The organism is Corallincola holothuriorum, assembly GCF_003336225.1.
GTDB lineage: Bacteria > Pseudomonadota > Gammaproteobacteria > Enterobacterales > Neiellaceae > Corallincola > Corallincola holothuriorum.
Window position 1 is genome coordinate 16,035 of record NZ_QPID01000011.1, and the last position, 24,221, is coordinate 40,255.

General features: G+C 49.4%; 17 protein-coding genes. 11 read left to right on the forward strand and 6 right to left on the reverse strand.

Annotation, left to right across the window (positions count from 1 at the left end):
• Positions 1-31: 31 nt before the first annotated feature.
• Positions 32-2,497, reverse strand: coding sequence for a PilZ domain-containing protein (locus DU002_RS15985; protein WP_114339429.1), 2,466 nt, complete (start codon positions 2,495-2,497; stop codon positions 32-34).
• 182 nt (positions 2,498-2,679) lie between these two features.
• On the opposite strand from DU002_RS15985, the gene radA reads away from it, so the two are divergent.
• Positions 2,680-4,041, forward strand: a complete 1,362-nt coding sequence (gene radA, locus DU002_RS15990; RefSeq protein ID WP_114339569.1) for a DNA repair protein RadA — start codon at positions 2,680-2,682, stop codon at positions 4,039-4,041.
• Between the two features lie 82 nt (positions 4,042-4,123).
• Here radA and DU002_RS15995 read toward each other — a convergent pair whose 3' ends face one another.
• The gene (locus DU002_RS15995) at positions 4,124-4,741 is read right to left on the reverse strand and encodes a PEP-CTERM sorting domain-containing protein (protein WP_114339430.1); all 618 of its coding nucleotides are present in this window, start codon (positions 4,739-4,741) and stop codon (positions 4,124-4,126) included.
• A gap of 412 nt (positions 4,742-5,153) precedes the next feature.
• Between DU002_RS15995 and DU002_RS16000 the strand changes: the two genes are divergently transcribed.
• Both DU002_RS16000 and DU002_RS16005 read left to right on the forward strand, forming a co-directional pair.
• Complete coding sequence (locus tag DU002_RS16000) at positions 5,154-5,921, forward strand: ChaN family lipoprotein (protein ID WP_114339431.1); 768 nt, start codon at positions 5,154-5,156, stop codon at positions 5,919-5,921.
• Between the two features lie 14 nt (positions 5,922-5,935).
• Complete coding sequence (locus DU002_RS16005) at positions 5,936-6,364, forward strand: hypothetical protein (RefSeq protein ID WP_114339433.1); 429 nt, start codon at positions 5,936-5,938, stop codon at positions 6,362-6,364.
• 214 nt (positions 6,365-6,578) lie between these two features.
• Here the strand turns inward: DU002_RS16005 and DU002_RS16010 are convergent, their stop codons facing one another.
• On the reverse strand, positions 6,579-6,926 hold the full coding sequence (locus tag DU002_RS16010; RefSeq protein WP_147271883.1) for a hypothetical protein: 348 nt from the start codon (positions 6,924-6,926) through the stop codon (positions 6,579-6,581).
• Between the two features lie 391 nt (positions 6,927-7,317).
• Between DU002_RS16010 and DU002_RS16015 the strand changes: the two genes are divergently transcribed.
• The gene (locus tag DU002_RS16015) at positions 7,318-9,333 is read left to right on the forward strand and encodes a DUF3857 domain-containing transglutaminase family protein (RefSeq protein WP_158538091.1); all 2,016 of its coding nucleotides are present in this window, start codon (positions 7,318-7,320) and stop codon (positions 9,331-9,333) included.
• Between the two features lie 14 nt (positions 9,334-9,347).
• Positions 9,348-10,511, forward strand: coding sequence for a hypothetical protein (locus DU002_RS16020; protein WP_147271884.1), 1,164 nt, complete (start codon positions 9,348-9,350; stop codon positions 10,509-10,511).
• Between the two features lie 85 nt (positions 10,512-10,596).
• Here the strand turns inward: DU002_RS16020 and DU002_RS16025 are convergent, their stop codons facing one another.
• The 3 genes from DU002_RS16025 to ettA all read right to left on the reverse strand — a co-directional run bounded on the left by DU002_RS16025 (position 10,597) and on the right by ettA (position 14,254).
• Positions 10,597-11,898 (reverse strand): amidohydrolase, encoded by a 1,302-nt coding sequence (locus DU002_RS16025; RefSeq protein ID WP_114339439.1) that lies wholly within the window; start codon positions 11,896-11,898, stop codon positions 10,597-10,599.
• Positions 11,899-12,024: 126 nt separating this feature from the next.
• A complete protein-coding gene (locus DU002_RS16030) occupies positions 12,025-12,393 on the reverse strand; it encodes a PilZ domain-containing protein (protein WP_114339441.1) in 369 nt (122 codons plus the stop codon).
• A 196-nt stretch (positions 12,394-12,589) separates the two neighbouring features.
• Positions 12,590-14,254, reverse strand: coding sequence for an energy-dependent translational throttle protein EttA (gene ettA / locus DU002_RS16035; protein WP_114339443.1), 1,665 nt, complete (start codon positions 14,252-14,254; stop codon positions 12,590-12,592).
• Positions 14,255-14,483: 229 nt separating this feature from the next.
• Here ettA and DU002_RS16040 point away from each other — a divergent pair, with 229 nt between their 5' ends.
• The 6 genes from DU002_RS16040 (at position 14,484) to DU002_RS16065 (ending at position 24,201) form a co-directional block, all read left to right on the forward strand.
• The gene (locus DU002_RS16040) at positions 14,484-19,460 is read left to right on the forward strand and encodes a cache domain-containing protein (RefSeq protein ID WP_114339445.1); all 4,977 of its coding nucleotides are present in this window, start codon (positions 14,484-14,486) and stop codon (positions 19,458-19,460) included.
• Positions 19,461-19,793: 333 nt separating this feature from the next.
• Entirely contained in the window at positions 19,794-20,408 is a 615-nt protein-coding gene (locus DU002_RS16045; RefSeq protein ID WP_114339447.1) for a LysE family translocator, read from the forward strand.
• A 116-nt stretch (positions 20,409-20,524) separates the two neighbouring features.
• Complete coding sequence (gene glyA / locus DU002_RS16050; protein ID WP_114339449.1) at positions 20,525-21,778, forward strand: serine hydroxymethyltransferase; 1,254 nt, start codon at positions 20,525-20,527, stop codon at positions 21,776-21,778.
• A gap of 110 nt (positions 21,779-21,888) precedes the next feature.
• Complete coding sequence (nrdR, locus tag DU002_RS16055) at positions 21,889-22,353, forward strand: transcriptional regulator NrdR (RefSeq protein WP_114339450.1); 465 nt, start codon at positions 21,889-21,891, stop codon at positions 22,351-22,353.
• A 26-nt stretch (positions 22,354-22,379) separates the two neighbouring features.
• Positions 22,380-23,501 (forward strand): bifunctional diaminohydroxyphosphoribosylaminopyrimidine deaminase/5-amino-6-(5-phosphoribosylamino)uracil reductase RibD, encoded by a 1,122-nt coding sequence (ribD, locus tag DU002_RS16060; RefSeq protein ID WP_114339452.1) that lies wholly within the window; start codon positions 22,380-22,382, stop codon positions 23,499-23,501.
• A gap of 34 nt (positions 23,502-23,535) precedes the next feature.
• On the forward strand, positions 23,536-24,201 hold the full coding sequence (locus DU002_RS16065) for a riboflavin synthase (protein ID WP_114339454.1): 666 nt from the start codon (positions 23,536-23,538) through the stop codon (positions 24,199-24,201).
• The last annotated feature ends 20 nt before the right edge of the window (positions 24,202-24,221 follow it).

Genomic DNA, 24,221 nt, shown 5'->3' on the forward strand with positions numbered 1-24,221 from the left:
GGGGCATGCTGAAGTCGTGTTTCTTTGTTCGCTATTTTTTATTGATTGTGGGGTAGCGACAGAGTACTTCTTTAGTGACATCCACTAATTCACCGACACCGACGACATCCCACAGCTCCATTTCCAACTTTTTCGCTTTATGGATAGCGTACTGGCTGATATAGCTGAGTTCATCGTTGACGAATTCGATGTCTGGCCGCCCAGTGCGGGATAGGTGCACTTGCCAGGCGAAGAACTCTCCTTGATTAAGGCTGTCGAGAATAAACATGCGACGTTTAATCTCGTTTTCGAACTCATCGGCGTATCGGCACTGGGCAAAAGTCGGGATGCCATCACTGTCGGTTTGCAAGCGGATATAGAGTTCCAGGGTGATCGGCGGATCTTCCCGTTCCAGCTTTTTCAGAGGCACAAGGAGGTGTTCGTGGAAATGCTCGGCTTTCACTAGCGGGTATAGGTTGATGCCGCTTTTGTGCTCTTTATCAGCAATACGTTGTAGCAGTTCGCAGACCGGAGAGAAATGCTCACTGGCGGCGACGGTATCGATAGCATAACGGGCGCCGCGCTTATGCACATAAAATGGCGTGGTGGTAACTGCATGAGCGCTGATATTACGCAGTGCGTTGGACATACCATCAACCACTTGGGGTGATCTTAGTGCGGGTAGTTTCTTGCGGTTGGACTCGATCACTTGCGACAGAAAACGTTTCGCTTCCTGACTACCTAGTTCAGTTTTTAGTTTCAGGTGCAGTACGGTGTCGGTGGCGTTATGCCCGACAATCTCATAAGCCAGCTCTTCCAGACGGATCTTTTTGGTGAGCTTTTGCAACTGTGGCAGGGCAAGATGAATAGCATCACCTACCTCACATGGGATCGGCTCGTCTAACTCTACCTGCAAGCCAGCGGAAGAGATATCTCGGGTAAACCCCTCAAAAGCTTTCTCTCCCAGTTTGCAAATCACCTGTGTCTTGTAAGCGAAGCGCGTTTCGCGTCTGAGGTTTGAAAAGCTCAATGCGTGCAGCTCAATGGCTGACTTGCCGCCGCGTTTATGGCCTAACGCTTTCAGTATATTAACTTGCGACTTGTCCCACTCGTTACTGGCATAACGCTGCACGCCGATCTCCGAGGTGACGTCTGAAATCAATACCACCTGGCGAACATCTTTAAGGCGTCCTTCGACACGTGGAGGAGGAGACTGCTGGTCTAGCTCTGGCCCCTCCCGTCCATCTTTTAGTGTTGTTAGGTTGGCGTGCGCAGGATGGATACCTGCGATAGTTAATTGCAAGACCTGCCAGCTGGGCTTATTGGCACCAAACCCCATGAAAACTTGTTTTTGCTGCTCTGACTCAAACTCACTTTCAATGGCGGAATAGTAAAACAGTTTGCCGCGGGCACTGTGAGTAAAGCAGTATATCAACAGAGGATCTTGGGGGGCTTCCCGTAATCTATTTAAACGTGCAGGTTGCAATACGCCATCCAGTTGCAGACGATACTCTTCGTCGCGCCAGTAGTGGATAATGTGGCGATTATTCTCTGTCACTAGGGCTAACTCGGGGGTTAACGCCTCGTCGCGCTTGCCGCTGCAGAATACTGGCAGGGCACACATGCGGGGAAAGAAGTATTGCTCGTAGCCTTTGCAAAGTACCGCGTCGACGGCATGATCCAGATTCACCTTGTAGCGGCGTTTGTTGCCACGGATCAGACGTTCAAGAAACTCGTCGAACACAGGCTCGTTGTTGGCGCGCATCAGGCGTAAGCGTTGTTGGCCATTCAGGTGTTCATCGCTACCCATGACCACATATTCGATCCCTTTGCCCATTTCTCCGAGCACATAGTCATCTTCTAGGCCCATCAGCTTGACGAGAATATGGTCGCCCTTGGGGATCTCAAAGCTGTCGTCGACTTTAATACGTGCACCGCTCACCGAAAGATCTGTGGTGTTGCCTTCGATGACGACGCCATCGGCCAGTGTCACTTCGATGGAGATGGCATAATGCATCCGCTCTTCAGAACGCAGTACATAGCGACCAAATTGAACCAGCTTTCCTGGATAATGGGGGACTTTGCGGTTCGCCAGCAGCAGCGCTTCATCTTCAGCTGATTTTTTGCTGCTGGACTGAAGCTCAGAGAGTTGCTGTTCTTGTTGTTTTCGGTGCAATACGCGAAAGTTATTTTCGGTATTCATCACGTCTTCATAGACGCCCATGGTGTACACGCCGCGATAATCTTTCACGCTACGTTTAAAAGACTGTACCGCCATATCATCAAGGTAGTGCAAGCGACCATCATGCTCGAATGGATGACAGTTGCCGTTAACACGGCCACGTAAATCAATAACACGCACGCAAGGGGAGGCTAGGCGCTTAAGTTCCATTTTAATCAGGAAGCGCGCAGAGGGTGACTCGCTACGGGTTAGTCGTGCGAGCATATCCTCAAAGTCTGGTTCTGCCACCAACGGTTTCAATTGGTCGATGATGGCGCTATACGCTGTGAGTTCCATGCGAGATTGTTTACTACCTACAGACTGACAAACGGGATAACTGACAGTAGAGTATCCCTCAATATTCTATTAATTATTATAGCGGCGTACATTTGACGCCTTACCCTAATGATTGAGAGAAGCAAATTCAATGCCATACACATAAATTTGTGGCATGGCTCAGCAGGATTATCGAGGTACTGATGGCAAAGGCGAAAACTGCCTACGTTTGTAGTGATTGCGGGGCCGATTTTCCCCGGTGGATGGGGCAGTGTGGCGAATGCCATGCATGGAATACCATCAGCGAGGTACGACTGGCCGCGGCACCATCGGCACGGAGTGTGCGCGATGGTTATGCTGGCGCGGTGGCCGCACAGGTACAGACGTTGGCGTCTGTCGATCTCAGTGAGCTTCCTCGTTTCAGCAGTGGTTTTGCGGAGTTTGATCGCGTGCTGGGTGGCGGCATTGTGCCCGGCTCGGCAACTCTGATTGGCGGTAATCCAGGGGCGGGTAAAAGTACTTTGTTGCTACAGACCATGTGCCATATGGCGAATCATATGGGCGCTATCTATGTCACGGGCGAAGAATCATTGCAACAGGTTGCTATGCGCGCCAAGCGCCTCTACTTACCCACCGACAAGCTAAAAATGCTATCCGAGACCAATGTCGAGACCATCTGCACGTTGGCGTTGAAAGAGCAGCCAAAAATCATGGTGGTGGATTCGATCCAGGTGATGCACATGGCGGATATTCAATCGGCGCCGGGCAGTGTTTCACAGGTTCGAGAGTCAGCAGCCTATCTCACTCGGTTTGCCAAACAGCACCAGATCGCCATCTTGATGGTGGGGCACGTCACCAAAGATGGTTCGCTGGCAGGACCCAAGGTGCTGGAGCACTGCGTTGATTGTTCGGTGCTGCTTGATGGCTCAGCGGACAGTCGTTATCGCACCCTACGGGGTCATAAAAACCGCTTTGGTGCAGTGAATGAGCTGGGTATTTTCGCCATGACCGGGCAGGGCTTGAAAGAGGTCAACAACCCATCGGCTATTTTCTTGTCCCGTGCCGAAGAGCACGCCGCTGGCTCGGTGGTGATGGTGATCTGGGAAGGGACGCGCCCACTGCTCGTCGAGTTGCAGGCGCTGGTGGATCAGTCGCCGTTGGGCAATCCGCGGCGCGTTGCGGTGGGTCTCGATCAGAACCGCTTGAACATGTTGCTGGCGGTACTGCATCGTCACGGTGGTTTGCAGATGGCAGATCAGGATGTGTTTGTGAATGTCGTAGGGGGCGTAAAAGTCACTGAAACCAGCGCCGATTTAACCCTGTTGATGTCGCTGGTTTCCAGCTTTAAAAACCGCGCTTTGCCAGAAGATATGGTGGTGTTTGGTGAGGTGGGTTTATCCGGAGAGATCCGACCGGTACCGAATGGTTTGGAAAGAATTTCTGAAGCGGCCAAGCATGGTTTTAGTCGCGCCATCGTGCCTTATGGTAATCGTCCTAAGCAGCCGATAGAGGGAATGAAAGTAGACGCGGTGAAGACCCTGGCGGAAGCCTTAGAGCTGCTATAGCTGAGTGATAGGCACGTGAAGCAAGGTACGATCAAAAAGGGCAGGTGATACCTGCCCTTCGTTTATGCCGTCGATAAGATGCTTAACCGAGGCGGCGACGCAGCCCAAGGCTGGCTAGTCCAAGGAGGAACAAACCAAAGATACCCGGCTCTGACACATCCCTTACCGTAATGGTGGTACGGAAAGCGGCTGTTGTGTCTGTGGTGCCGTCAAAGTTATTTGCCGTCCACAGCCAGTATGCATCACTGCTGATCTCGCCAAGTAGATTGCTACCCCAGACACCCGCTCCATTTTTATGCCATTCGGTGGCAGCGACATAGTCAACGCCATTGGTGGTGACGTCCCATGTGCTGGATGTCAGGTTGATATTGTCCTGCCAGATGATTTCAGCGAGCAAGCCCGCAGGATTACCGCGAGAAGGAGCCCCGAAGTTTTGCACTACAAATCCAATACTGTAAGTGCCTGGATCTAAATCAAAAGTGATTGAATCGGCATTAGTCCAGTTATTGACATTGGCACCTTTGTCTAACAGTAATGAGAAGTCTGATGGGTTAGATAACGGGTTACAGCCCAAGTTCAAACAAACACCAAAATCGAGAATCGTGTTGTCTGCGGTGTAATTGATGGTAACGGGAGCAGCATTGACGGAAGCGCTGATAAGGGCGGTTAATCCAATAACTAACTGACTGATCTTCGACATAATCTATTCACCTACGGCAATCTTTGGGATTAAGTGATACTAAAGAAATGTCTAATGCAAAAATCGATCCTAATTAGCAATTGTTAATATTCTCAATTAGTTATATTTTGCCAGCAAAAGCAGAAATAAGAATGTGTAAATTTAGCTGACACTTTCTTGGTGCGTCATTGTTTTCTTCGCTGGTGATTTTTTCTCGTTTCTAGCTTGTTTGCTTAGTGGATGGTAGGTCGTTGTGCCGCCTTTTCCTATTTGATCTAATTTGGCCACTAGGTACAGAGTCGTTTTCATTTCATAGGCACTAAAAGACACCTTGCATTACGAATCCCCACGGCCTAAATTAGCCCTGCAGTAAGGAAGCTGACCCTTAGACAAACGTTGTTGAAGGGATGATTACGAAAAAGGAGTTTTGTAAATGACCTACCCAAAGCTTGATTTAGCAGAAGCAATTGTTGAAGCACCTGGAAAGAACCTCTATCGCTTGATGGTTCGCCCCTCGACCCGCGTATTGGTTATGGGCGAGAATTACCACACTCACCGTGCGCATAAGTTGGAAGTTGTCCAAGCATTGCAGAAGCTGCGTTTTGCCGGATTTGATTGCTTGGCGTTAGAAGTTTTCCCTTCAGATATGACGCCCATATTGCAGAGCTATTCACGCTCTGGAGAAGGAGCTGAGTTAATTTACGCGCATCTACATCAGTATTTTCCGCAGAACCCTGATTACTACATCGCATTGTTACAATCCTCACGAGAAATGGGTGTTGAACTTGTTGGTATAGATATGGAATATCGGAGATTTATTCAGGGGCAGCTGGAAGACGAACATGTTGAGCGCAACAGACACATGAGTGAAGCGATTGCCGTTCAAGTTGCGCAAGGCAAACGTGTAGTGGCGCTAATGGCTGTGGCCCATTCCACCGCGTTCTTAGGAAAGAGTGTGACCGACTATCTTAAGGAACAACATTCAATTTTAACGGTATCTGTCACGCTTACGGGCGGTATGGATTGCTTTGAACAACAAAGTTGTTTCGCTCAAACAACAAGAGCATCGAGACCAGATGTTTTACGTGCGGCACAGTCTAGTCAACTGTGGAAGAAAAGGTTCTTTGTTAAAGGCAAGTCGGTGAACTCCGCAGACTTTGTACTTCATCTCCCTCAAGTACCTATGGCTTCTGCACAATAGAGCGAGGCTTATGTATGAATACTGTTGTCGCACTAGCGATCTTTTTCTTCATCACACTTCCTGGTCGGGTGGATGCGGCTGATGGATTGGTAACTCCACCTCCAGAACAACCAAATTTGCAGCGAGAGTTTTACCGACCGTGTCTGAATTTCATCAGATCTAAGCGTTTTAAAGAAGCTTATATGACTTGTGAACAAGGCTACGTAGCTAATGAATGGTGGTCTTGGTGGGGACTTGTCAGGCTTAACCAGGCTTTTGATTTCAAGAGCGCGGAACTGATAGCGAAAATGCCTGACCCCTATGGTTTTCTGATCGAATCCCAATGTTTACTGCACTACAAGTTCGATGACGATAAAGCGGGTACCGCAGAGCTTTGTGCAAGCTCACCAGGGAAACGAGGTCCAAAGATCGCCGAGAAGTTGCGCCAGGATCTGCAGTTTTAACCAGATATTAAGAATAGAAAGCATGAATGCCTTGTTACCCTTTCTGATGTCGTTCAGGACACCGGCTCGCAGGCTTAGATTTCGTGCTGTTTATACGGCATGTTATAGGGCTTTCAGATTTGCATGTTCACTGGATAGCCGGATCGGTGATGTCCCTTCAGCGTCCAATAACTAATTAATGCTTCCGTTACGAGGCTTGTTACATCTCAACAGCTTACTGTGACTTCAGTTCAGTTGCTAAATCGGAGCTGTTTTTATAACAAGCAAACGTAAGCCGTTCGTTGTTTTTGAAGTCGACTCTCAAAATTGGAATGCCTAGAAATCTTCGCATCGCTACCTTGGTGATGTCATCTAAGTTTTTCGTGGCCGTGTAACCTGAAACTGGGTTGCTAAAGCAGAGCTTGCCGTCACCTACAATCAACCGAGATTCGAGTATTTTAGGTTGAATGTGTAACTCAAAGTGGTGCAACGCTCCTAAAATGATGAACCCCATTGCGACAATAAATAGTGCAAATGAATCCCAGTCAGAAAGGAGTGCAACCGCTCCGCCGGTAAGCCACATGCAGCGTGCTGCCATTCGCCATCGAGTTGCAGTTAGCTCATATAGGTTCTGATCAAAGTGATATGTCATAAGCAAGAACACATTAGCATTATTCGATTCTTTGGTGACAGAGTGCAGTTTAAATAAGGGAAAAGTTCTGTGGGAAGCGTCAATCCAGTGCCTACAGCGGTTACTAGAAAAGGTGGCTCATGACGACAAGCATAGGCCTCAGTAACTATGTGTGGAAATAGGTTTTGTGTGTGCGTTTAGCTGAGCTCTGAGGGCGTAGCAGAGAGGTGTGACAGGGGTCTGATAAATCCGCTTGCAGATCATTTGTTGGTTAGCTGACTTTTGTTTAACCAGATGTTGCTTTTATAATGCTTGGCTGAAGTAATGCACAGGAATGGCATCGATGTATATAAAAAGGATAGTTGGCTGTTTTCTCGGTCAACTCATATTGCTATTAGCGCTCCAGCCGGCTGCTGCCAATGATTATTGGATGGTCTCAGAAGCCCCCACTTGGGTGGAACAGGCGCAACCCGATTTAGCTCGTTCGCCCTCAACGGAGGCGGTTGATTTTCTTCTTGCTGATTCTCAGGTCAATTTGACCTCTGAAAGCCCGGTTCAGTATCGACATTACAGTTATCGAATTAATGACTCTCTTGGTGTCGAAGAAAACTCAGATATAGAGATCGGCTTTAATCCTGATTTTGAAACGATCATTTTGCATCATGTTCATATTCTGCGGGACAACAAGGTGATTGATCGCCTGAAAGCGGAAGATATACGGGTCACAGATCTCGAGCCCGATGCCAGTAGCCGTATTTATTCAGGTTATAAGCAGCTGGCACTGTGGCTAAAAGGAGTGAGCGCTGGTGATGTTGTTGATTACAGTTATAGCGTTAAGGGGCATAACCCCGTCTTTGCTGGCCATGTGAGTTATTTCTTTGATCTTGGCTGGAGCCTGGATGTTGGCGCAGTGAATGTTAGGGTTATCACTAAACGTGAGCGCCCGTTAAATTATCGGCTGATTAACAGTGATGCTTCCGTATCGACAAGCTCCCATGGAAGTGAGATCGAATACCGTGTTGCTTTAAAGAACACCGCCGCAGTGATTGATGAAGGTGACGGCCCTCAGTGGGAGGCAATCTACCCCTATCTTCAAGTATCTGATTTTGATTCATGGCAGCAGGTTGCTGAGTGGGCAGTGGCATTGTTTGAGCGTGGCAAAGGTAAGCTCAGCCCTGATTTAGTTGAATATATTCAGGAGCTTAAGTTGCAGCCAAGGCAGCAGGCGATTGAAAATGCGATTGCATTTTCACAAGAAAAAGTGCGCTACCTCGGAATTGAAATTGCCGAGAACTCTCATCTCCCTCATTCGCCGGCAGAAGTATTTGAAAATCGCTACGGAGATTGTAAGGACAAATCTCTACTACTGGTCACCATACTTAACCAGTTAGGAGTGGAGGCTAACCCTGTACTGGTTTCTACCCAACAGACCAAATCTGTCGGCAATTACTTACCCACGTATGGTCTATTTAATCATGCTATCGCAACCTTTAGTTATCAGGGGCAGCGTTACTGGGTTGATCCGACGATGACCCATCAAGGCATAGGTTTAGATAGTTATTTTCAGCCAGATTATGGCGATGCGTTAATTGTCAGCAAACAGACCGATAGCCTGACGATGATGCCTAACGTTGCACCGGCGCAGCAGTCAATTGCAGTGACTCAGCAGTACCATGCTTCTGATTATCTTTCGCCGGTGGTTTGGCGTATACGTTCAGAGTATCGCGGCCGAGAAGCCGAGAGTATGAGGTATCAATTCGCACGGGCGGGCAAAAAGCGGCTGGCGCAAGATTACTTTAACTATTATGCCCAGCTCAACGAAGGGCTTGAGGTGATGAGTGACTTAACGGTTGAGGATGACAGAGTTCAGAACCGTATGGTTATTAGTGAGGAATACTTATTGCCCAATTTTTGGAAGTTAGATGATGGTAACGCCAATTTTGGTTTTTACGCTGATTTGGCTGATAGCTACTTGAAGCTGCCGCAACAGGTTAATCGTAGCCAACATCTAGGTATTTATGGTCCGATCCTGATGAGTCAGAAAATGGAGCTCTGGTTGCCTGAGCATATTAATTTCATCTGGGAAGATGAGCAGAAGGTGATAGAAAATGATTTTATTCGCTACACCATCGACTTGTCGGCCAAGTATCGAAAGCTAATCCTCGAGCACAGTTATCAAACCAAACTAGAGTCGGTTCCCCCGTCATCGGTGAGTGAACATATCCGTGTTTTACGGGAAGCGCGTGAGTACCTCGAATACAGTAACGGTGTAAACAATGTCACCAGTGATCCATCGTATGACGAAGTAAAAGCGTTAGTCAGCCATATTCAGAAACAGCAAAAGAGCTTAAGACAATGAGGGTGATTCAGCGAATGAAGGCATTGTACAGCGTGGCTTTGGTTGCTGTTCTGCTGGCTGGGTGTGCCAGTAACAGTAATCAATCAATCGATAATTCTCAGACGTTAGCCTCCAACAATGACGATATAAAGCAAGTTCATACCGAGCTGGCGAACCCGATATTTGGTAGCCCGCGTTTCTTCCAAGCGTTTGCGGAAAGTGCAACCGAATCAGTCAATGATGCTTACCGAGAGTATAAAGATCCCACTGCGGTTGCTGATTATGTGCAGTATAGAATTCAACAGGATGGTCAACCTGCTGAGGTTAGTGAGGGCTTTTTGGGATTGGAGTGGGGTGAATTTGGCGAAGGAGCGCTCGATCGGCACTTCATTGACGGCGGTATCGATACGGAATGGGAGTTTATCGACAGCTATGTTAGCGATGGCTATACCGACAGCTATTATGCTGTACATGCCCAGCAAGGGATCGAATATATTAATATCGTTTGGCAGAATGCAACGCCGGCGATTGTTGATCTGCATAAGATTATCTATCGCTTCAGCCTATTCGACTCGTTTATTGGCGTTGATAGGTTCATGGAGTCTGAGCAATATGAGATGAGTCAAAGAGCTTATTTCATTCATGCATACAAGGCGCTCAATAAAGGGGATCTTCAGCAGTTTAAAATTCGCTATGAGGGCTTACCGGAAGAGCTAAGGCAGCACCCTTTGCTGGTTGATAAGTTAGTGCGATGGGCGGTTTTAGATGATTCTGGTCAATGGAAGCAGATGATTAGAAAAGTTGCTGTGAAAGCTGAGCCTCACAGCCAGTTTTATAACTACTACCTATTGACTAATCAGACAGAAAAGGCTCTTGCGGCATTAGATACCTTACCTCCAACTATTCAAGAGTATGGTGGGGTGAACGTTGAGCGAGCGGTTCTCTATTATGAACTGAATGAGTTAGATAGAGCTGCGTTATTGGTTAACCAGGCAATATTAAGTGATCCTTACTTGGTGCTGCCGTACTACGTCAAACTGATGGTTGCACTTAAGCGGGACGACCAAAAGAGTGTGCTACTGACGTTGGAAGTACTCAAAGCACGCTTCAATGTTGAGTATGACAAAGAATCGTTCTTGGAAATTGACGACGCTGAGGGCTTTCTTAGTTCAAGCTATGCTGCGCACTATTTTGGTTAGTGGTGATTAACTCAGTGATTTAACGCAGCTAAAAAAAGGCGAGTTATTAACTCGCCTTTTTTATGGGAAGTGGGCTTTGCTTTAGCTATTTCCTTTGCTGCAAATAATCCACCGCTAACTGCGTCATGGTTTGTGTGCCCACGGTGAGTGCGGACTCGTCGACATAGAAGCGGGGAGAGTGATTACTTGGAGCTGTCAGAGGGTTCTGCTCTGCCGGCGTGACGCCCAGGAAGTAGAAGAATCCTGGCACTTCTTGGGCGTAGTAGGAAAAGTCTTCCGCACCGGTGATGAGCCCCATCTCTCTTACATTGTCTTTGCCTGCCACGGTATTAAAACGCTCAACGACAAAATCTGTCAGTGATTTGTTGTTAACGGTGACGGGGTAGCCCTTGAAAATGGTGACCTCAGCTTTGGCACCCGCGCTTTCTGCGACTAGCTTGGCGGTATGCTCAAGCTTTTCGTGGATCTGCTCGCGGATCCCCATGTCAAAGTTACGGATCGTGCCGATCAACTCAACACTGTCGGGAATGATGTTATTGCGAATGCCGCCGTCAATAACGCCAAATGAGATCACCGAAGGTGCTTTAGTTACATCAACCTGCCGACTGGCAATGGTTTGTACCGCCATCACGATCTGTGACGACACCACTATGGGGTCAACACCACCCCATGGGCGAGAACCGTGGGTTTGTTTGCCGTGTACGGTAATTTTGAAACGGTCTGCACTGGCCATGGCTGGGCCGCTGCGATAGCCAATTACGCCTGCGGGCAGGGTGGAGGTGACGTGTTGGCCAAACACCGCGACCGGTTGGTGCTTCTCAAATAGACCTTGCTTGAGCATCAAAGCTGCCCCGCCTTCCTCCCCTTCTGGGGCGCCCTCTTCTGCAGGCTGGAAGATAAATACCACTTTTCCGGGCAGTTGCGATTTGAGTGCGACTAGGTTCTTCGCTGTGCCCATCAACATCGCAACGTGGGTATCGTGACCACAAGCATGCATGACACCAACTTTTTGACCTCTAAATTCGGAGGTGGCTTTTGATGCGAATGGCAGGTCAACCTGTTCGGTGACCGGTAACGCATCCATATCGGCACGTAGCGCTATCGTTGGGCCGGGCAGGCCGCCTTCAAGCACGGCGACAACACCGGTATGGGCTATGCCTGTTTCAACGGTCAAACCCAGCGCTTTCATCTGCTTGGCGATATAGACACTGGTTTCAAATTCGCGGTTACTGAGTTCTGGGTGTTGGTGCAGGTGGCGACGCCATTCAATGACTTGTGCTTCGGATGCGCTATTAAGTTTGGCTACGGCGGTTGGTTCAATCTGTGTCGCATCGACGGTCATGGCGCTAGCAAGCAGTGCCGTCGCAAGAATAGTGGATGTTTTCATATCGGTTCCCTGGAAAGGAGTTGATTGTTCAACGCATCTTTATTGTTTTTGTGCGTTTTATTTAGCCGTTCCAGAGTAGAGAGTTTGCCGCTCACTGTCATTACTGTGAGCGGCAGAAAGAGAAAACTATAGTGCGGGCGGATGGCTTAGATCGGCCAGTTCTCTGTACAGTAGATCTTCATCGCCGACATTTAACTCAATCAGGCGCTTAAGGTGGGAGACACTTTCGATCCCGATATGGTGGCAATTCCAACCTAAATAATGAGCCCGTTGATGGGATAGCTCTACTTCCATCTCTATTTCGACATCAGAGCCGTCTAAATGAAAACAGAGTTTATAGTCAGCGTCTTCGTCGTAAACCCAATCTTTGGGTTCAGCCACCAATGCGCCTTTTAGAGACAGGTCGATCAGCTCAGTGCTAACGCTTTTATCACCAGTGACAATATTGACCGGTGTTGAGAATACGATTCGGGTAAATCTTCTTTTTTCGAGCATCAGGTTTTAAATCCATACATTCGGCAGAGACCAATGTTACCTAGCAATCATAGTCAGCCCTGTGTCTGTTGAGAAGCCAGGTGAGTGATTGAGTCCTGCCTCAGATCACAGGCTTTGCAAATAGATCGTGGCGAAACAGCGTTTTAGAGCATAAAAAAGCCCAGACGAGTCTGGGCTTTCACGACCAACAGAGAGGTTAGCCAATCTTCTTATACTTGATGCGATGGGGTTCGATCGCTTCTGGCCCAAGGGTTTTCTTTAACCAGGTTTCGTAGTCAGAGAAGTTACCTTCGAAGAAGTTAATCTTACCTTCGTCACGATAGTCGAGTATGTGAGTGGCGATACGGTCAAGGAACCAGCGATCGTGCGAGATAACCAGGGCGCAGCCCGGGAAGTCCAGCAGCGCATTTTCTAATGCACGCAAGGTTTCAACGTCAAGGTCGTTGGTCGGTTCATCCAACAGGATGGTGTTACCACCGGCTTTAAGTAGCTTGGCCAGATGCACACGGTTACGTTCACCACCAGACAACTCACCAATCCGTTTGTTTTGGTCGCCACCTTTGAAGTTAAAACGGCCGACATAGGCGCGGCTGTTGATCTCGACGTTACCGACAGTGAGGATGTCTGCGCCTTCTGAGATCTCTTCCCACACGCTCTTTGTGTCATCCATGGTGTCACGGAACTGTTCTACGGCAGCCAGTTCCACTGTGTCACCTATGGTGACCGCACCGGAATCGGGTTGCTCTTGCCCTAATAACATACGGAACAGGGTCGATTTACCGGCACCGTTAGCGCCGATAATGCCAACAATGGCTCCTTTAGGTATGCTGAAACTGAGGTCATCAATGAGCAGCCGGTCACCATAGCCTTTCGACAAATGCTCAACATCGATCACTTTGTCGCCTAAACGTGGACCGGGCGGGATATAGAGCTGGTTCGTTTCATTCCGTTTCTGGAAATCTTTATTTTGTAGCTCTTCAAAGCGTGCCATACGGGCTTTACTTTTTGCCTGACGACCTTTGGGGTTGGTGCGAACCCACTCCAATTCTGCTTCGATCGACTTCTGGCGCGCTTTCTCAGAGGAGGCTTCTTGCGCCAAACGCTGATCTTTCTGTTCTAACCAACTGGAATAGTTGCCCTCCCAAGGAATGCCCTGGCCACGGTCAAGTTCGAGGATCCAGCCCGCGACGTTATCGAGGAAGTAACGGTCGTGGGTGATCGCCACCACGGTGCCGGAATAGTCGTGCAGGAAGCGCTCCAGCCAGGCCACTGATTCCGCATCTAAGTGGTTGGTTGGTTCGTCGAGTAGCAACATGTCTGGGTGTGCCAACAATAAGCGGCACAGGGCGACGCGGCGCCTTTCACCACCTGACAACACCTCAATTTTGGTGTCCCACTCAGGTAAACGCAGGGCGTCGGCGGCACGTTCGAGGGCGTTATCCAGGTTATGCGCATCTGATGTGGCCAGGATCGCCTCTAATTCGCCTTGCTCTTTGGCCAGCGCATCAAAGTCGGCATCCGGCTCGGCATAAGCGGCGTAGATAGCGTCCAGTCGAGTCATCGCATCTTTAATATGGGCGACAGACTCTTCGACGATTTCACGAACGGTTTTGTTTGGGTCTAGTTCCGGCTCCTGTGGCAGGTAACCGATGTTGAGTCCCGGCATGGGGCGGGCTTCACCCTCAAACTCGGTATCGACCCCAGCCATAATGCGCAGCAGGGTGGATTTACCTGCGCCATTAAGACCAAGTACACCAATTTTGGCGCCTGGGAAAAAGGAAAGGGAAATATCCTTAAGGATGTGACGCTTTGGTGGAACGATTTTCCCCAAGCGGTGCATTGTAAAGACGTATTCAGCCATATCTGCCGGACAACTCTTGTTAGTCATTAAGGGAGGATTACGGCGCAATAGTTTAGCTGAATCTGACGGGGATAACAGTGATTTGCGTTAAGCATGGCTTTTGCAGCGAAGATCTTCCTTTACTCATTCTGATCCTACGTTTTCTGGTGAAAAGCCATTCTGTTGACTAAAATTCAATCACTTAAGTTGAAATCAACATAAGCCGTTTATCTTACACAGGAATGGTCAGATGATCGTTAAGGTCAACCGGACGACCACGGCACTGTTGTTTTCCCTGTCGTTGCTGTTAATTGGGGCACCAGTCGCTTGGCTGTTATACGCAAAGTTTCAAAGTAACGAACGCTATCTTCAGCATCGGTCGTTCGCGGTGCTGCATCAAACGCGTACCCACCTCGATAATAAATTCAAAGCGTTAGCTGGGTTGTTTCAACGCCTGCCAAAAGCCAGCTTATGCGCGTCTTCGCTCTCTCCTGAACATATTCAACAGATCAAAGCTTCATCACCAGCGTTTAAGGAGGAGCTACATAGCTTTATTCTGGAGGGTAATGCTTACATTGATGGTGATTTTGATGATGAGTTAGCGGAAGTGCTGGGTTATGAACTGGGTATTGATGCTGAGAACGATGACTTTGAGTCCCTCTACAACGAGGTATGTCCTAAGCCGGATTCTGGCGTAGCGGCTGATAAAGTATGCGCACTGTTTAATGAATATAAAGCGATCCCCAAGCCCAAATATAGCGATAAAACCGCTTATTCGGACGAGGGTGAGTCTAGGGTAGAGGGCGATGATGCGCTTGTTCATGGCATCAATGCATTAGGCTCATGGGGCTGTCGCATAGGTGTCTTTGCCGACAGTAAGTCGATGCGAGCATCTGGCGCGTTCGAAACCCAACTGCTGCTGTCGGAGATTCAGCATGAGTTGTTCTCATTTTTGGATGAGATCATCTCATTGGCAAAAACGGGTGCCGGTGATCCTCGTCAGGAGCTAGCGCCTACCTCGCAACGGTTTGTCGAGCAGGTTGACTCAATTGATCTGGCCAGTGAGGCTTTTGTTGCTGACAAAAAAGAGCAGCAACGAGGGGACTTTTTACAACGCCTTAAGCGCAACTCTTTAATCTCATCCGCGGAGGTTTATTTTTCCGGGCAACAGAACTGGTTTCCGTTAGACAGTGAAAGCAGTACGGCGGCCTGCAAAGCCAATGCAGATCGTCCCTTTGTTCGGTTTATGGGCGGGGCGCGAGGGTTCTGGATGATGCGTTGTCTGGCGCAGCAGAACAGTAGCAGTGCAACACCTTTTGTCGATCGGAATTATTTCAGCTTTGATACCCGTGAGCTATTAAAAGACACTCCCAGCGTGTCGCCCTTTGACCTCATGATGCTGGTTAACATCGATGGCGGCGTGATCACCACGGTAAAAAGCTCTGTCGAAGATGTCGATGCATCCACGTCGTTTAATGACTCTCATTTCACCCATATTAATGATTTTCTCAAAAGTGCTGACGATAAGTCCAAGCGGGATTGGGAAGAGGCGATTAAGCCTTTGTACAAGGCGTTGCAGAGTGCGGCCAGTAGTAGTTCGACGAGTAGTAAAAGTACCCTCGAACGACTTCCAGTGGGGGCCGCAAGTAGCTTTGATATCACCATTGGTGAGATGCCATTTCGTCTTTATATCATGCCCTATGAGCTGCCTTATCCCGTTATTTCTCGGGGCAAATTGCAGCAAGGCTATTTGCTGTTAACCGGCTTGATCCCGATGGAGGAGGCGAGGGCGTCGAAGTTTTCCTTGTCGCCCTCAATGGCTGCAGCAACTTTGGGTGGAGTACTGTTGCTATTAGCATTGTGGCCGATTCTGCGTTTTCGCTTTATGGGCGTTAATCAAGCGATGGGGGCGAATGAGTTTCGTGTCGCATTGGCTGGCGTTGCTTTGTTTGCGATGACGATCACCCTCGCCATTACTGATCTGTTGGTTTACAGCAACTCGAAAGCGCATGTGCAGCGGCAACTGTATGAGATTGCTGGGCAGGCGCGAACGCAGGTGGGCGACGAACTGACCCATAAGCGGCAACTGCTTACCCAGCTTTGGCAGAAGCAGTCGGAACAGCCGGTGGCGGTCAGTGATTTGCCCAGCGCTGATTATGGCCAACAGCAGCTGCAATGTGTGCAACCCCTGTCGGGCAGCGAAACAAATTATGAAACGGTTAACTGTATTCCGAAACAGATTGAGGCTTTACCGCCACTTGAACACTATTTCTTGCTGGACCCTGAAGGTAAACAGGTCGGGCCGTTTTACTCCTGGTATCCGTTTGATCTGCTCGACAATGAGCGTATTAGCTTAGCCACGCGCGAATATTTTTCTGCGCTGGCGTTGGACAAAGGCTGGCGTTCGCCCTTAGGTGGACATTTCTATGTCGAGCACATTTTCAGTTATTCCGATGGCTTGCGAAGCACAGTGACATCGATTGCTTTGCCGCCTAATCAATTTAACGCCAAGGTGGCAGTTGCTGAATTTCATTTGGAAAACTTGCTCGAGCCGGTTTTGCCCTTTGGTTACAAACTGGCAATGGTGGAGAACCAGACTGGACGCGTACTTTATCATTCGCAGTCAGAGCTGAGTCTGTTAGAGAACTTTCTCGTGGCAACGGATCATGATCGGGATCTTAAGCTGGCCTTAAGTAGCCAGGAAGATATGACGCTGCGGGTAAATTATCAGGGTAAACCTCATTACCTAACGACAATGTCCTTAAATCAGTACGGCATTCCCTGGAGTGTGGTGGTGATGTACGACCACAGCCTGTTGCAGATTATCAACTTTAACGTGCTGCTGATGGTGCTGGTGAGCATGTTGGTGCTGCTGTTGTGCCTGGCGGCTTTTCTGTGGGTAGGAAAGGTGTTTACACCCGGCTTGAGCTGGTTGTGGCCTAACTACTATCGCCGCCCTGTCTATCCGTGGTTGGTGGGCACTGCCGTGCTTAGCTTGATACAAGGGGGCGTTTTTGGCTTTGGCGTCGAACACGCCACGGTGCTGACCGTCTTGTACTGTTTGGTGTTGTTAATATTTAATTGGGCAAACCTCTGCTTGCAGGTGGCGCATGGTCCGTTAACCAGTGCGTGGCGCCGCTATGCACTGATTGCCATCGCCTTGGTCGCCGCATTGGCAGATATTATTGTGACGGTGCTGGTGTGGCAGCGCGAAGAAGCGTTTGGTTTGAATGCGGGCGTGGTTATCGGTGCTATGGCGTTGCAAGTGTTTATCATGGCTAAACAGTTGCAACGCTTTCCTCCATCACTGGAGCCTGCGCCTGGCTGGGTCAGTCGGGCTTGGGCGCAGCGACTTTACCCGTTACATGGTGGCCTGATGTTGGGGCTCGTGGTGGTACTGCCGACCCTCATTCTGTTTCAGCAAATATCTAAACATCAGATCTATCTGTATAGCGAACTGTCGTCGATTGATATTGGCCAACAGTTCAATCAGCAGCTCGCAAAACGCCATTGGTTACTTGAAACCTTATATCCGAAACCCTCTGATGGTGGTCTGGGCACTGGAGATACGCCCAAAGTTAACTCCGATGGGGTATCAAAACATTGGTTGGCGACCCATTTCTTTGCTCAATCGAAACACGCATTTTTTACTGAGCAATCCAATGGCTGTGGTAACGGGGTGTTTGGTTTAGGCTGCATAAAGGATCAGGATTCAGATGGCTACTATGTGCGTTATGCCCGTATCAACAGTAGCAAAACAGTTGGTCATGCCAACGAGGAGAAATCTTTTCTGGTTCAAGATAAGGGTTTTTATGATTACTTGATTAGTTTAACAACACCACTATCTGATTTTGCCGCGCGGATTGGTTTTCGGGCTGCAGGGAGAGAAACCGGAGCCTTGTCATCTATTCGCTATTGGACTGCGAAAGGTCTTTATCGCCCCTTGGATGCCGCCGAGGAGCCTGCTTTCATTATCCCGCTGTTACCGACTGCGCTGGCGATGATTCTGGAGTCTGTCTGGTTGATGGCGTTTGCGCTGCTTCTTATTGGCTGGATGCTGTACCGCGTATTCCGTTCGCTGGCGGAGCGCTGTCTTGGCTTGCTGGTACCTAGGGTGTTAAGCCAGAATTTCCCCAAACGTGGTTTAATGCGCCAGGTGCTTGAGAAAGCGACCCGTGTTCCCGGTGGGGTGTTAATGCTGTGGCCAGGTCAAAGAAAGCTGATGCGCTATCGCCGATGGCTTGGGACAGAGCATGGTATCCATTGGCTAGATCTGTCCGATCCTGATGCCGAGTTGCCGATGCGTTATGGCGATGGTGGTGTGACTTCGCCGCTGCCACGACTGGATGGCTGGGAAGTGGTGGTGTGTTACAACTTGGAAACGGCGGCAATGGACGAAAAGCTTCGTCGCAATGCGCTCTCGCTGCTTCAGCAATTGCTGGAACGACGCCAAAGTTTGGATGCGATGGGGTTTGTGGTGTGCTGTGAGCGCTCGCCGCTCTATCGTTTGATCCACAGTAATGCATACACAGAAAGCTTGGGAACGGCAGACAACGAAGTCCAGCAGTGGGCGCAGATGTTTAGTGGGTTAAGAAAATTCTACGCTTGGAGCCCCAGTCATCATGGGTTTGGCTTGATGCCAACCGATAATCCAAAGCAATACCACTACTTATTGAGCCGCCGGGAAGCCGCAGTTTGGCCTGATTTGAGGCTGGTGCATTTTGAGTTCAAACGCTGGTATCAATCCCACCAACCCAAGCATTTTGAAGTGGAAGACTTGGAAACCTGGTATATCGCCAATGCCGGCAGTTTGTACCGCAGAAAATGGGAGCTTTGTACCCGAGATGAAAAAGTGGCGCTGTATCAATTAGCCAGCGGTAGCTTTATCAATTGCCACAATTTGGAGGTGATAGAGCATCTAGAGCGCGGCGGTTATATCGTCAGAGACCCGAGGTTACGTATCTGTAATCGCAGCTTTGCTCGATTTGTTTTAGCTGCGGAACGCAGTGAGGTGATGGAAATCTGGCTGCAGGAAGCCTCTGTTAGCCAGTGGAACGTAATCCGAATACCGTTACTGACGTTGATCGTGGTGGCGGTGGGAGCCATGCTCTATCTGTTTAATACTGAAATGGAAAGCATGGCTGCCGCACTGGCTGCCGCCCCTGCTATTTTAGCCATCTTGGCGAGAGGCATGGCCTTTGTTAGGGGAAGCCCACCTAACGACTAGGTGGTTGACCTGCCATCATGGTAATCAGCAGTCCTAGTGCCATTAGGCCGCAGAACCCTGCGCCAAGTAGTGCTAATGTCGCAATGAGTGCAGTAAACATAATAGGCTCCTTGGGTAAGCAATCGTGGTCACTATCTGAGTTGGCCGCGAGTCATTGTTTACTGCAAGCATATAGTGCGCCATATCAACGATGTGAGCTCGCATGCCTTGTCATACAGGGCTTACGCTGAGTTAGCTTGCTTATCAACTCCCTTTTAGCTCTATTGATTGATCTTTGCTGGGGGATCATTATGGTTACTCTCCCTTTTTTGATGCATAGATGATGTTTGCCGTATGACGTTGACCGCTTGGTTCTCCGTATTTGCTGTCTGTCTATTGGGTGCGATGACCCCAGGCCCGAGCTTGGCGGTGATCATGCGCAATTGTATTCAACGTAGCCGCGGACATGCTTTGCTGGCGAGTTGGTGTCATGCCATCGGTATTGGTGCTTATGCCTTGGCGGCGATTCTCGGTTTGGGATTGCTGATGACACAGTTTCCACAACTGTTTCTCTGGATCAGTTATCTCGGTGCTGGCTATCTGGTTTGGCTCGCATCGAAAGCACTGCGTTCAGGGCCTAGTTCTTTCGTGGTTGATAGCGAAGACAAAGTGCATATCCCTTATCTGCATTCGGCGAGCGAAGCGTTTGCTATCGTTTTTTTGAATCCCAAAATCGCCCTGTTTTTTACCGCACTCTTTAGCCAGTTCATCGCCGCAGATATGAATTGGCTGACTATTTTAATGCTGGTGTCGACCGTGACTCTCGTGGACGGGTGCTGGTATACCTTGGTTTCACTGTTACTTTCCCATCAAGGCATTTTGCCTTGGTTAAAACGTTATAGTCATTGGATAGACAGGGTCACAGGGGTTGTATTTTTGCTGATCGCAGCGCGAGTTGTTCTCGTATAACGCCTTGTTTAAGGTCAAAGAAGAGACAAAAACTAGGCATACGGCATTACTCAGGGTAAAATACGCCGCCTTGAAACACCCTCTTAGCCCATTTTTGGCACCCGCCGGGAGAAACCATGCTGAAGCGTGATATGAATATTGCCGATTTCGATCCTGAATTGTGGCAGGCGATGACCAACGAAGTGTCTCGTCAGGAAGACCACATCGAACTGATTGCGTCAGAAAACTACTGCAGCCCTCGTGTACTTGAAGCACAAGGCTCTCAGCTGACCAATAAATACGCAGAAGGCTATCCTTTTAAGCGTTATTACGGTGGTTGTGAATACGTCGATGTGGCCGAGCAGTTGGCTATCGACCGTGCATGTGAGTTGTTTGGCGCAACCTATGCCAATGTACAGCCCCATGCTGGTTCTCAGGCCAACTCTGCAGTATTCCAAGCGATGATTGAGCCTGGTGACACTGTGTTGGGTATGAGCCTGGCCCATGGCGGTCATCTGACTCACGGTTCTCATGTCAGCTTTTCTGGTAAGATCTACAACGCTGTTCAGTACGGTATCAATGATGATGGCAAGCTCGAGTACGAAGAGGTACGCAAGCTGGCCTTGGAGCATAAGCCGAAGATGATTATCGCTGGTTTCTCTGCTTATTCAGGGATCCTAGATTGGGCTAAGTTCCGTGAAATTGCCGACGAAGTGGGTGCGTACCTGTTTGTTGATATGGCACACGTTGCTGGTTTAGTGGCGGCGGGTATCTATCCGAATCCATTGCCCCACGCGCACGTTGTGACTACCACCACTCATAAGACCCTTGCCGGTCCTCGTGGCGGTTTGATCTTATCTGCATGCAATGACGAAGCTATCTACAAGAAGCTGAATAGCGCTGTATTCCCTGGTGGTCAGGGCGGTCCTTTATGCCACGTGATTGCAGCTAAAGCGGTTGCTTTCAAAGAAGCGTTGCAGCCAGAGTTTGCAGAGTACCAGAAGCAGGTAGTTGCTAACGCAAAAGCGATGGCGAAAGGCTTTATCAATCGCGGTTACAAGATCGTTTCAGGCGGTACTGATAATCACCTGTTCCTGGTTGATTTGATCGACAAAGATATCACTGGTAAAGATGCCGATGCTGCTTTAGGTAACGCGCACATCACAGTGAACAAGAACTCTGTACCTAATGATCCGCGTTCACCTTTCGTGACCTCTGGTCTGCGTATCGGTACACCAGCAATTACCCGTCGTGGCTTCAGCGAAGCTGATGCGACAGAGTTAGCTGGTTGGATCTGTGACGTACTTGATAACATTGAAAATGAAGCTGTTATCGCTGAAGTACGCGGTAAAGTGGAAGAGATCTGCAAGCGTCTGCCCGTTTACGCTTAAGATAAAGGCGGAACTCACGCGCTGATAACTGGCCGTCTTTTATAGGACGGCCAGTTTTTTTGTTTTTATCCGAGAGTTCGTTATGGTGAGCGCTTACCCAAGGAGAGCTTATGCATTGCCCGTTTTGTTTTGCGCCAGATACCAAAGTGATCGATTCACGTTTAGTGGCTGATGGCAGTCAGGTGCGTCGCCGCCGTGAATGTACTAAATGCCATGAACGTTACACCACCTTTGAAACCGCAGAGCTGGTAATGCCGCGTCTAATTAAGCGCGATGGCAGCCGTGAACCTTTTAATGAAGATAAACTGCGCAGCGGGTTACTTCGCGCTGTGGAGAAACGTCCTGTCGGTGTTGATCAGTTGGAACAGACTGTGGCTGATATTAAGTCCAGTTTACGCGCCACTGGTGAGCGTGAAGTAGGCAGTAAGATGGTCGGAGAGCTGGTGATGGAAGCGTTGAAGAAGCTGGACAAAGTGGCTTATATTCGTTTTGCCTCCGTTTACCTGTCGTTCGAAACCATCGGTGAGTTTGAAGATGTGATTGCCAAGTTGGGCAATAACTCGCAAAACCACTAACCTGAGCGAACCAAGCAGAGCATCCTATGGCGCGATTTTCTCCAGACGACCACAGATTCATGCAGCGCGCTATTCATTTAGCTGAGCGGGCACTATATACCACCTCTCCGAACCCTCGGGTGGGGTGTGTCATTGTCAACGCTGGGCAGATTGTGGGTGAAGGCTATCATCGGCGCGCGGGAGAAGGGCACGCCGAGGTGAATGCCCTGGCTGAAGCGGGAGAGCAGGCCAACGGCGCTACCTGCTACGTCACTTTAGAACCCTGCTCTCATCATGGCCGCACTGGTCCCTGTGCTGAAGCCTTAGTGCATGCCGGGGTTACAGAAGTGGTTGTTGCTATGGTTGATCCTAATCCGCTAGTGTCAGGCCAGGGTATTGGCTTGTTGGAAGCCTCAGGCATTCGTGTGCGTTATGGACTTATGGAAGCGCAAGCCGAGGGCTTAAACCCCGGTTTTATTAAACGAATGCAGTCTGGTATGCCTCTGGTACGCCTAAAAATGGCAGCCAGTCTGGATGGGCGAACAGCGCTGAGTAATGGCAAGAGCCAGTGGATCACCGGTGCAGCTGCTCGTGCGGATGTGCAGCATTGGCGCGCACGGAGTTGCGCTATTGTCACCGGTAGCGGCACAGCGCTGGCGGATGATCCGGCGTTGAATGTGAGGCCGGAACAGTTAACTCAAGATTATCCTCTGCCCGTCAGACAACCGGTGCGTGTGGTGGTTGATGGTCGTAAACAGATCTCGCCCGCGCTAAAGATGTTCCAGCTGCCCGGCGAACTCTGGATCGCCAGAAAAGCTGCCGATGTGGAAGCTCCGTGGCAAGAAAACGTGACTATGCTGGCCATCCCCGAATTGGAAGGTAAGTTGGATCTGCGTAATTTAATGCGCCAACTTGCCAGTAAAGAGATCAATGAGGTTTGGGTTGAAGCCGGAGGAAGACTTGCCGGGGCGCTGCTGAATGCCGGTTTGGTTGATGAGCTTATTTTGTATCTGGCGCCCAAATTAATGGGAAACAGTGCCCAAGGGCTATTTAACTTGACCGAGTTTGACGACATGGCGCAACTGCCAGAGTTAGACTGGCAAGATATCCGGCAGGTTGGAGACGATCTCCGGATTGTTGCTACGTTTAAACCTAAGCTCGATGATTAAGTCGTTCTGCTCACAGCGATAGACATGAGAATTTATGTTCACAGGAATTATTGAAGCGGTTGGTGAGATCCGTCGTATTGAGCCGAAGGGGCAAGATGTGACTCTGGAGATCGCTACCGGTAAATTAGATTTGAGCGACGTTAAGCTGGGTGACAGCATCGCCAGCAACGGCGTCTGTTTGACCGTAGTGGCGCTTTCTAGCGACAGCTTCTGTGCTGACTTGTCGACTGAAACCTTGAAGCGGTCAAACTTTGCCAGTGCCAGCCGCGGTGCGCGGGTGAACCTGGAAAAGGCGGTCACGCCAACGACCCGTTTGGGCGGGCATCTGGTCAGTGGGCACGTTGATGCTTTAGCTGAGGTTGTTAGCCGCGAATCGACAGGGCGTGCAATTGAATTTTGGCTACAAGCACCGGAACATCTGGCTCGTTACATTACCGAGAAAGGCTCTATCTGTATTGATGGGATTAGTTTGACGGTGAACGCCGTTGACGGCGCACGCTTTAAGTTGACCATAGTGCCCCATACTGCAGATGAGACCACCATGAAAGGGTTTCAAACCGGTACTAAGGTGAATTTGGAAGTTGATCAGATCGCTCGTTATATCGAGCGGCTGATGTTAGGGGATAAGGCTGCGGTCAGTGAAGCCCAGCCACAAAGTGATGTGATGGCTCTGTTGGGTCGTACCGGCTTCTTGAAATAAGCAGCAGATAACACCACTAG

Coding starts and splice junctions, on each gene's coding strand:
- DU002_RS15985 (WP_114339429.1), bottom strand. CDS start 2,497: ATGGAACTCACAGCGTATAGCGCCATCATCGACCAATTGAAACCGTTG.
- radA (WP_114339569.1), top strand. CDS start 2,680: ATGGCAAAGGCGAAAACTGCCTACGTTTGTAGTGATTGCGGGGCCGAT.
- DU002_RS15995 (WP_114339430.1), bottom strand. CDS start 4,741: ATGTCGAAGATCAGTCAGTTAGTTATTGGATTAACCGCCCTTATCAGC.
- DU002_RS16000 (WP_114339431.1), top strand. CDS start 5,154: ATGACCTACCCAAAGCTTGATTTAGCAGAAGCAATTGTTGAAGCACCT.
- DU002_RS16005 (WP_114339433.1), top strand. CDS start 5,936: ATGAATACTGTTGTCGCACTAGCGATCTTTTTCTTCATCACACTTCCT.
- DU002_RS16010 (WP_147271883.1), bottom strand. CDS start 6,926: ATGTGGCTTACCGGCGGAGCGGTTGCACTCCTTTCTGACTGGGATTCA.
- DU002_RS16015 (WP_158538091.1), top strand. CDS start 7,318: ATGTATATAAAAAGGATAGTTGGCTGTTTTCTCGGTCAACTCATATTG.
- DU002_RS16020 (WP_147271884.1), top strand. CDS start 9,348: ATGAAGGCATTGTACAGCGTGGCTTTGGTTGCTGTTCTGCTGGCTGGG.
- DU002_RS16025 (WP_114339439.1), bottom strand. CDS start 11,898: ATGAAAACATCCACTATTCTTGCGACGGCACTGCTTGCTAGCGCCATG.
- DU002_RS16030 (WP_114339441.1), bottom strand. CDS start 12,393: ATGCTCGAAAAAAGAAGATTTACCCGAATCGTATTCTCAACACCGGTC.
- ettA (WP_114339443.1), bottom strand. CDS start 14,254: ATGGCTGAATACGTCTTTACAATGCACCGCTTGGGGAAAATCGTTCCA.
- DU002_RS16040 (WP_114339445.1), top strand. CDS start 14,484: ATGATCGTTAAGGTCAACCGGACGACCACGGCACTGTTGTTTTCCCTG.
- DU002_RS16045 (WP_114339447.1), top strand. CDS start 19,794: ATGACGTTGACCGCTTGGTTCTCCGTATTTGCTGTCTGTCTATTGGGT.
- glyA (WP_114339449.1), top strand. CDS start 20,525: ATGCTGAAGCGTGATATGAATATTGCCGATTTCGATCCTGAATTGTGG.
- nrdR (WP_114339450.1), top strand. CDS start 21,889: ATGCATTGCCCGTTTTGTTTTGCGCCAGATACCAAAGTGATCGATTCA.
- ribD (WP_114339452.1), top strand. CDS start 22,380: ATGGCGCGATTTTCTCCAGACGACCACAGATTCATGCAGCGCGCTATT.
- DU002_RS16065 (WP_114339454.1), top strand. CDS start 23,536: ATGTTCACAGGAATTATTGAAGCGGTTGGTGAGATCCGTCGTATTGAG.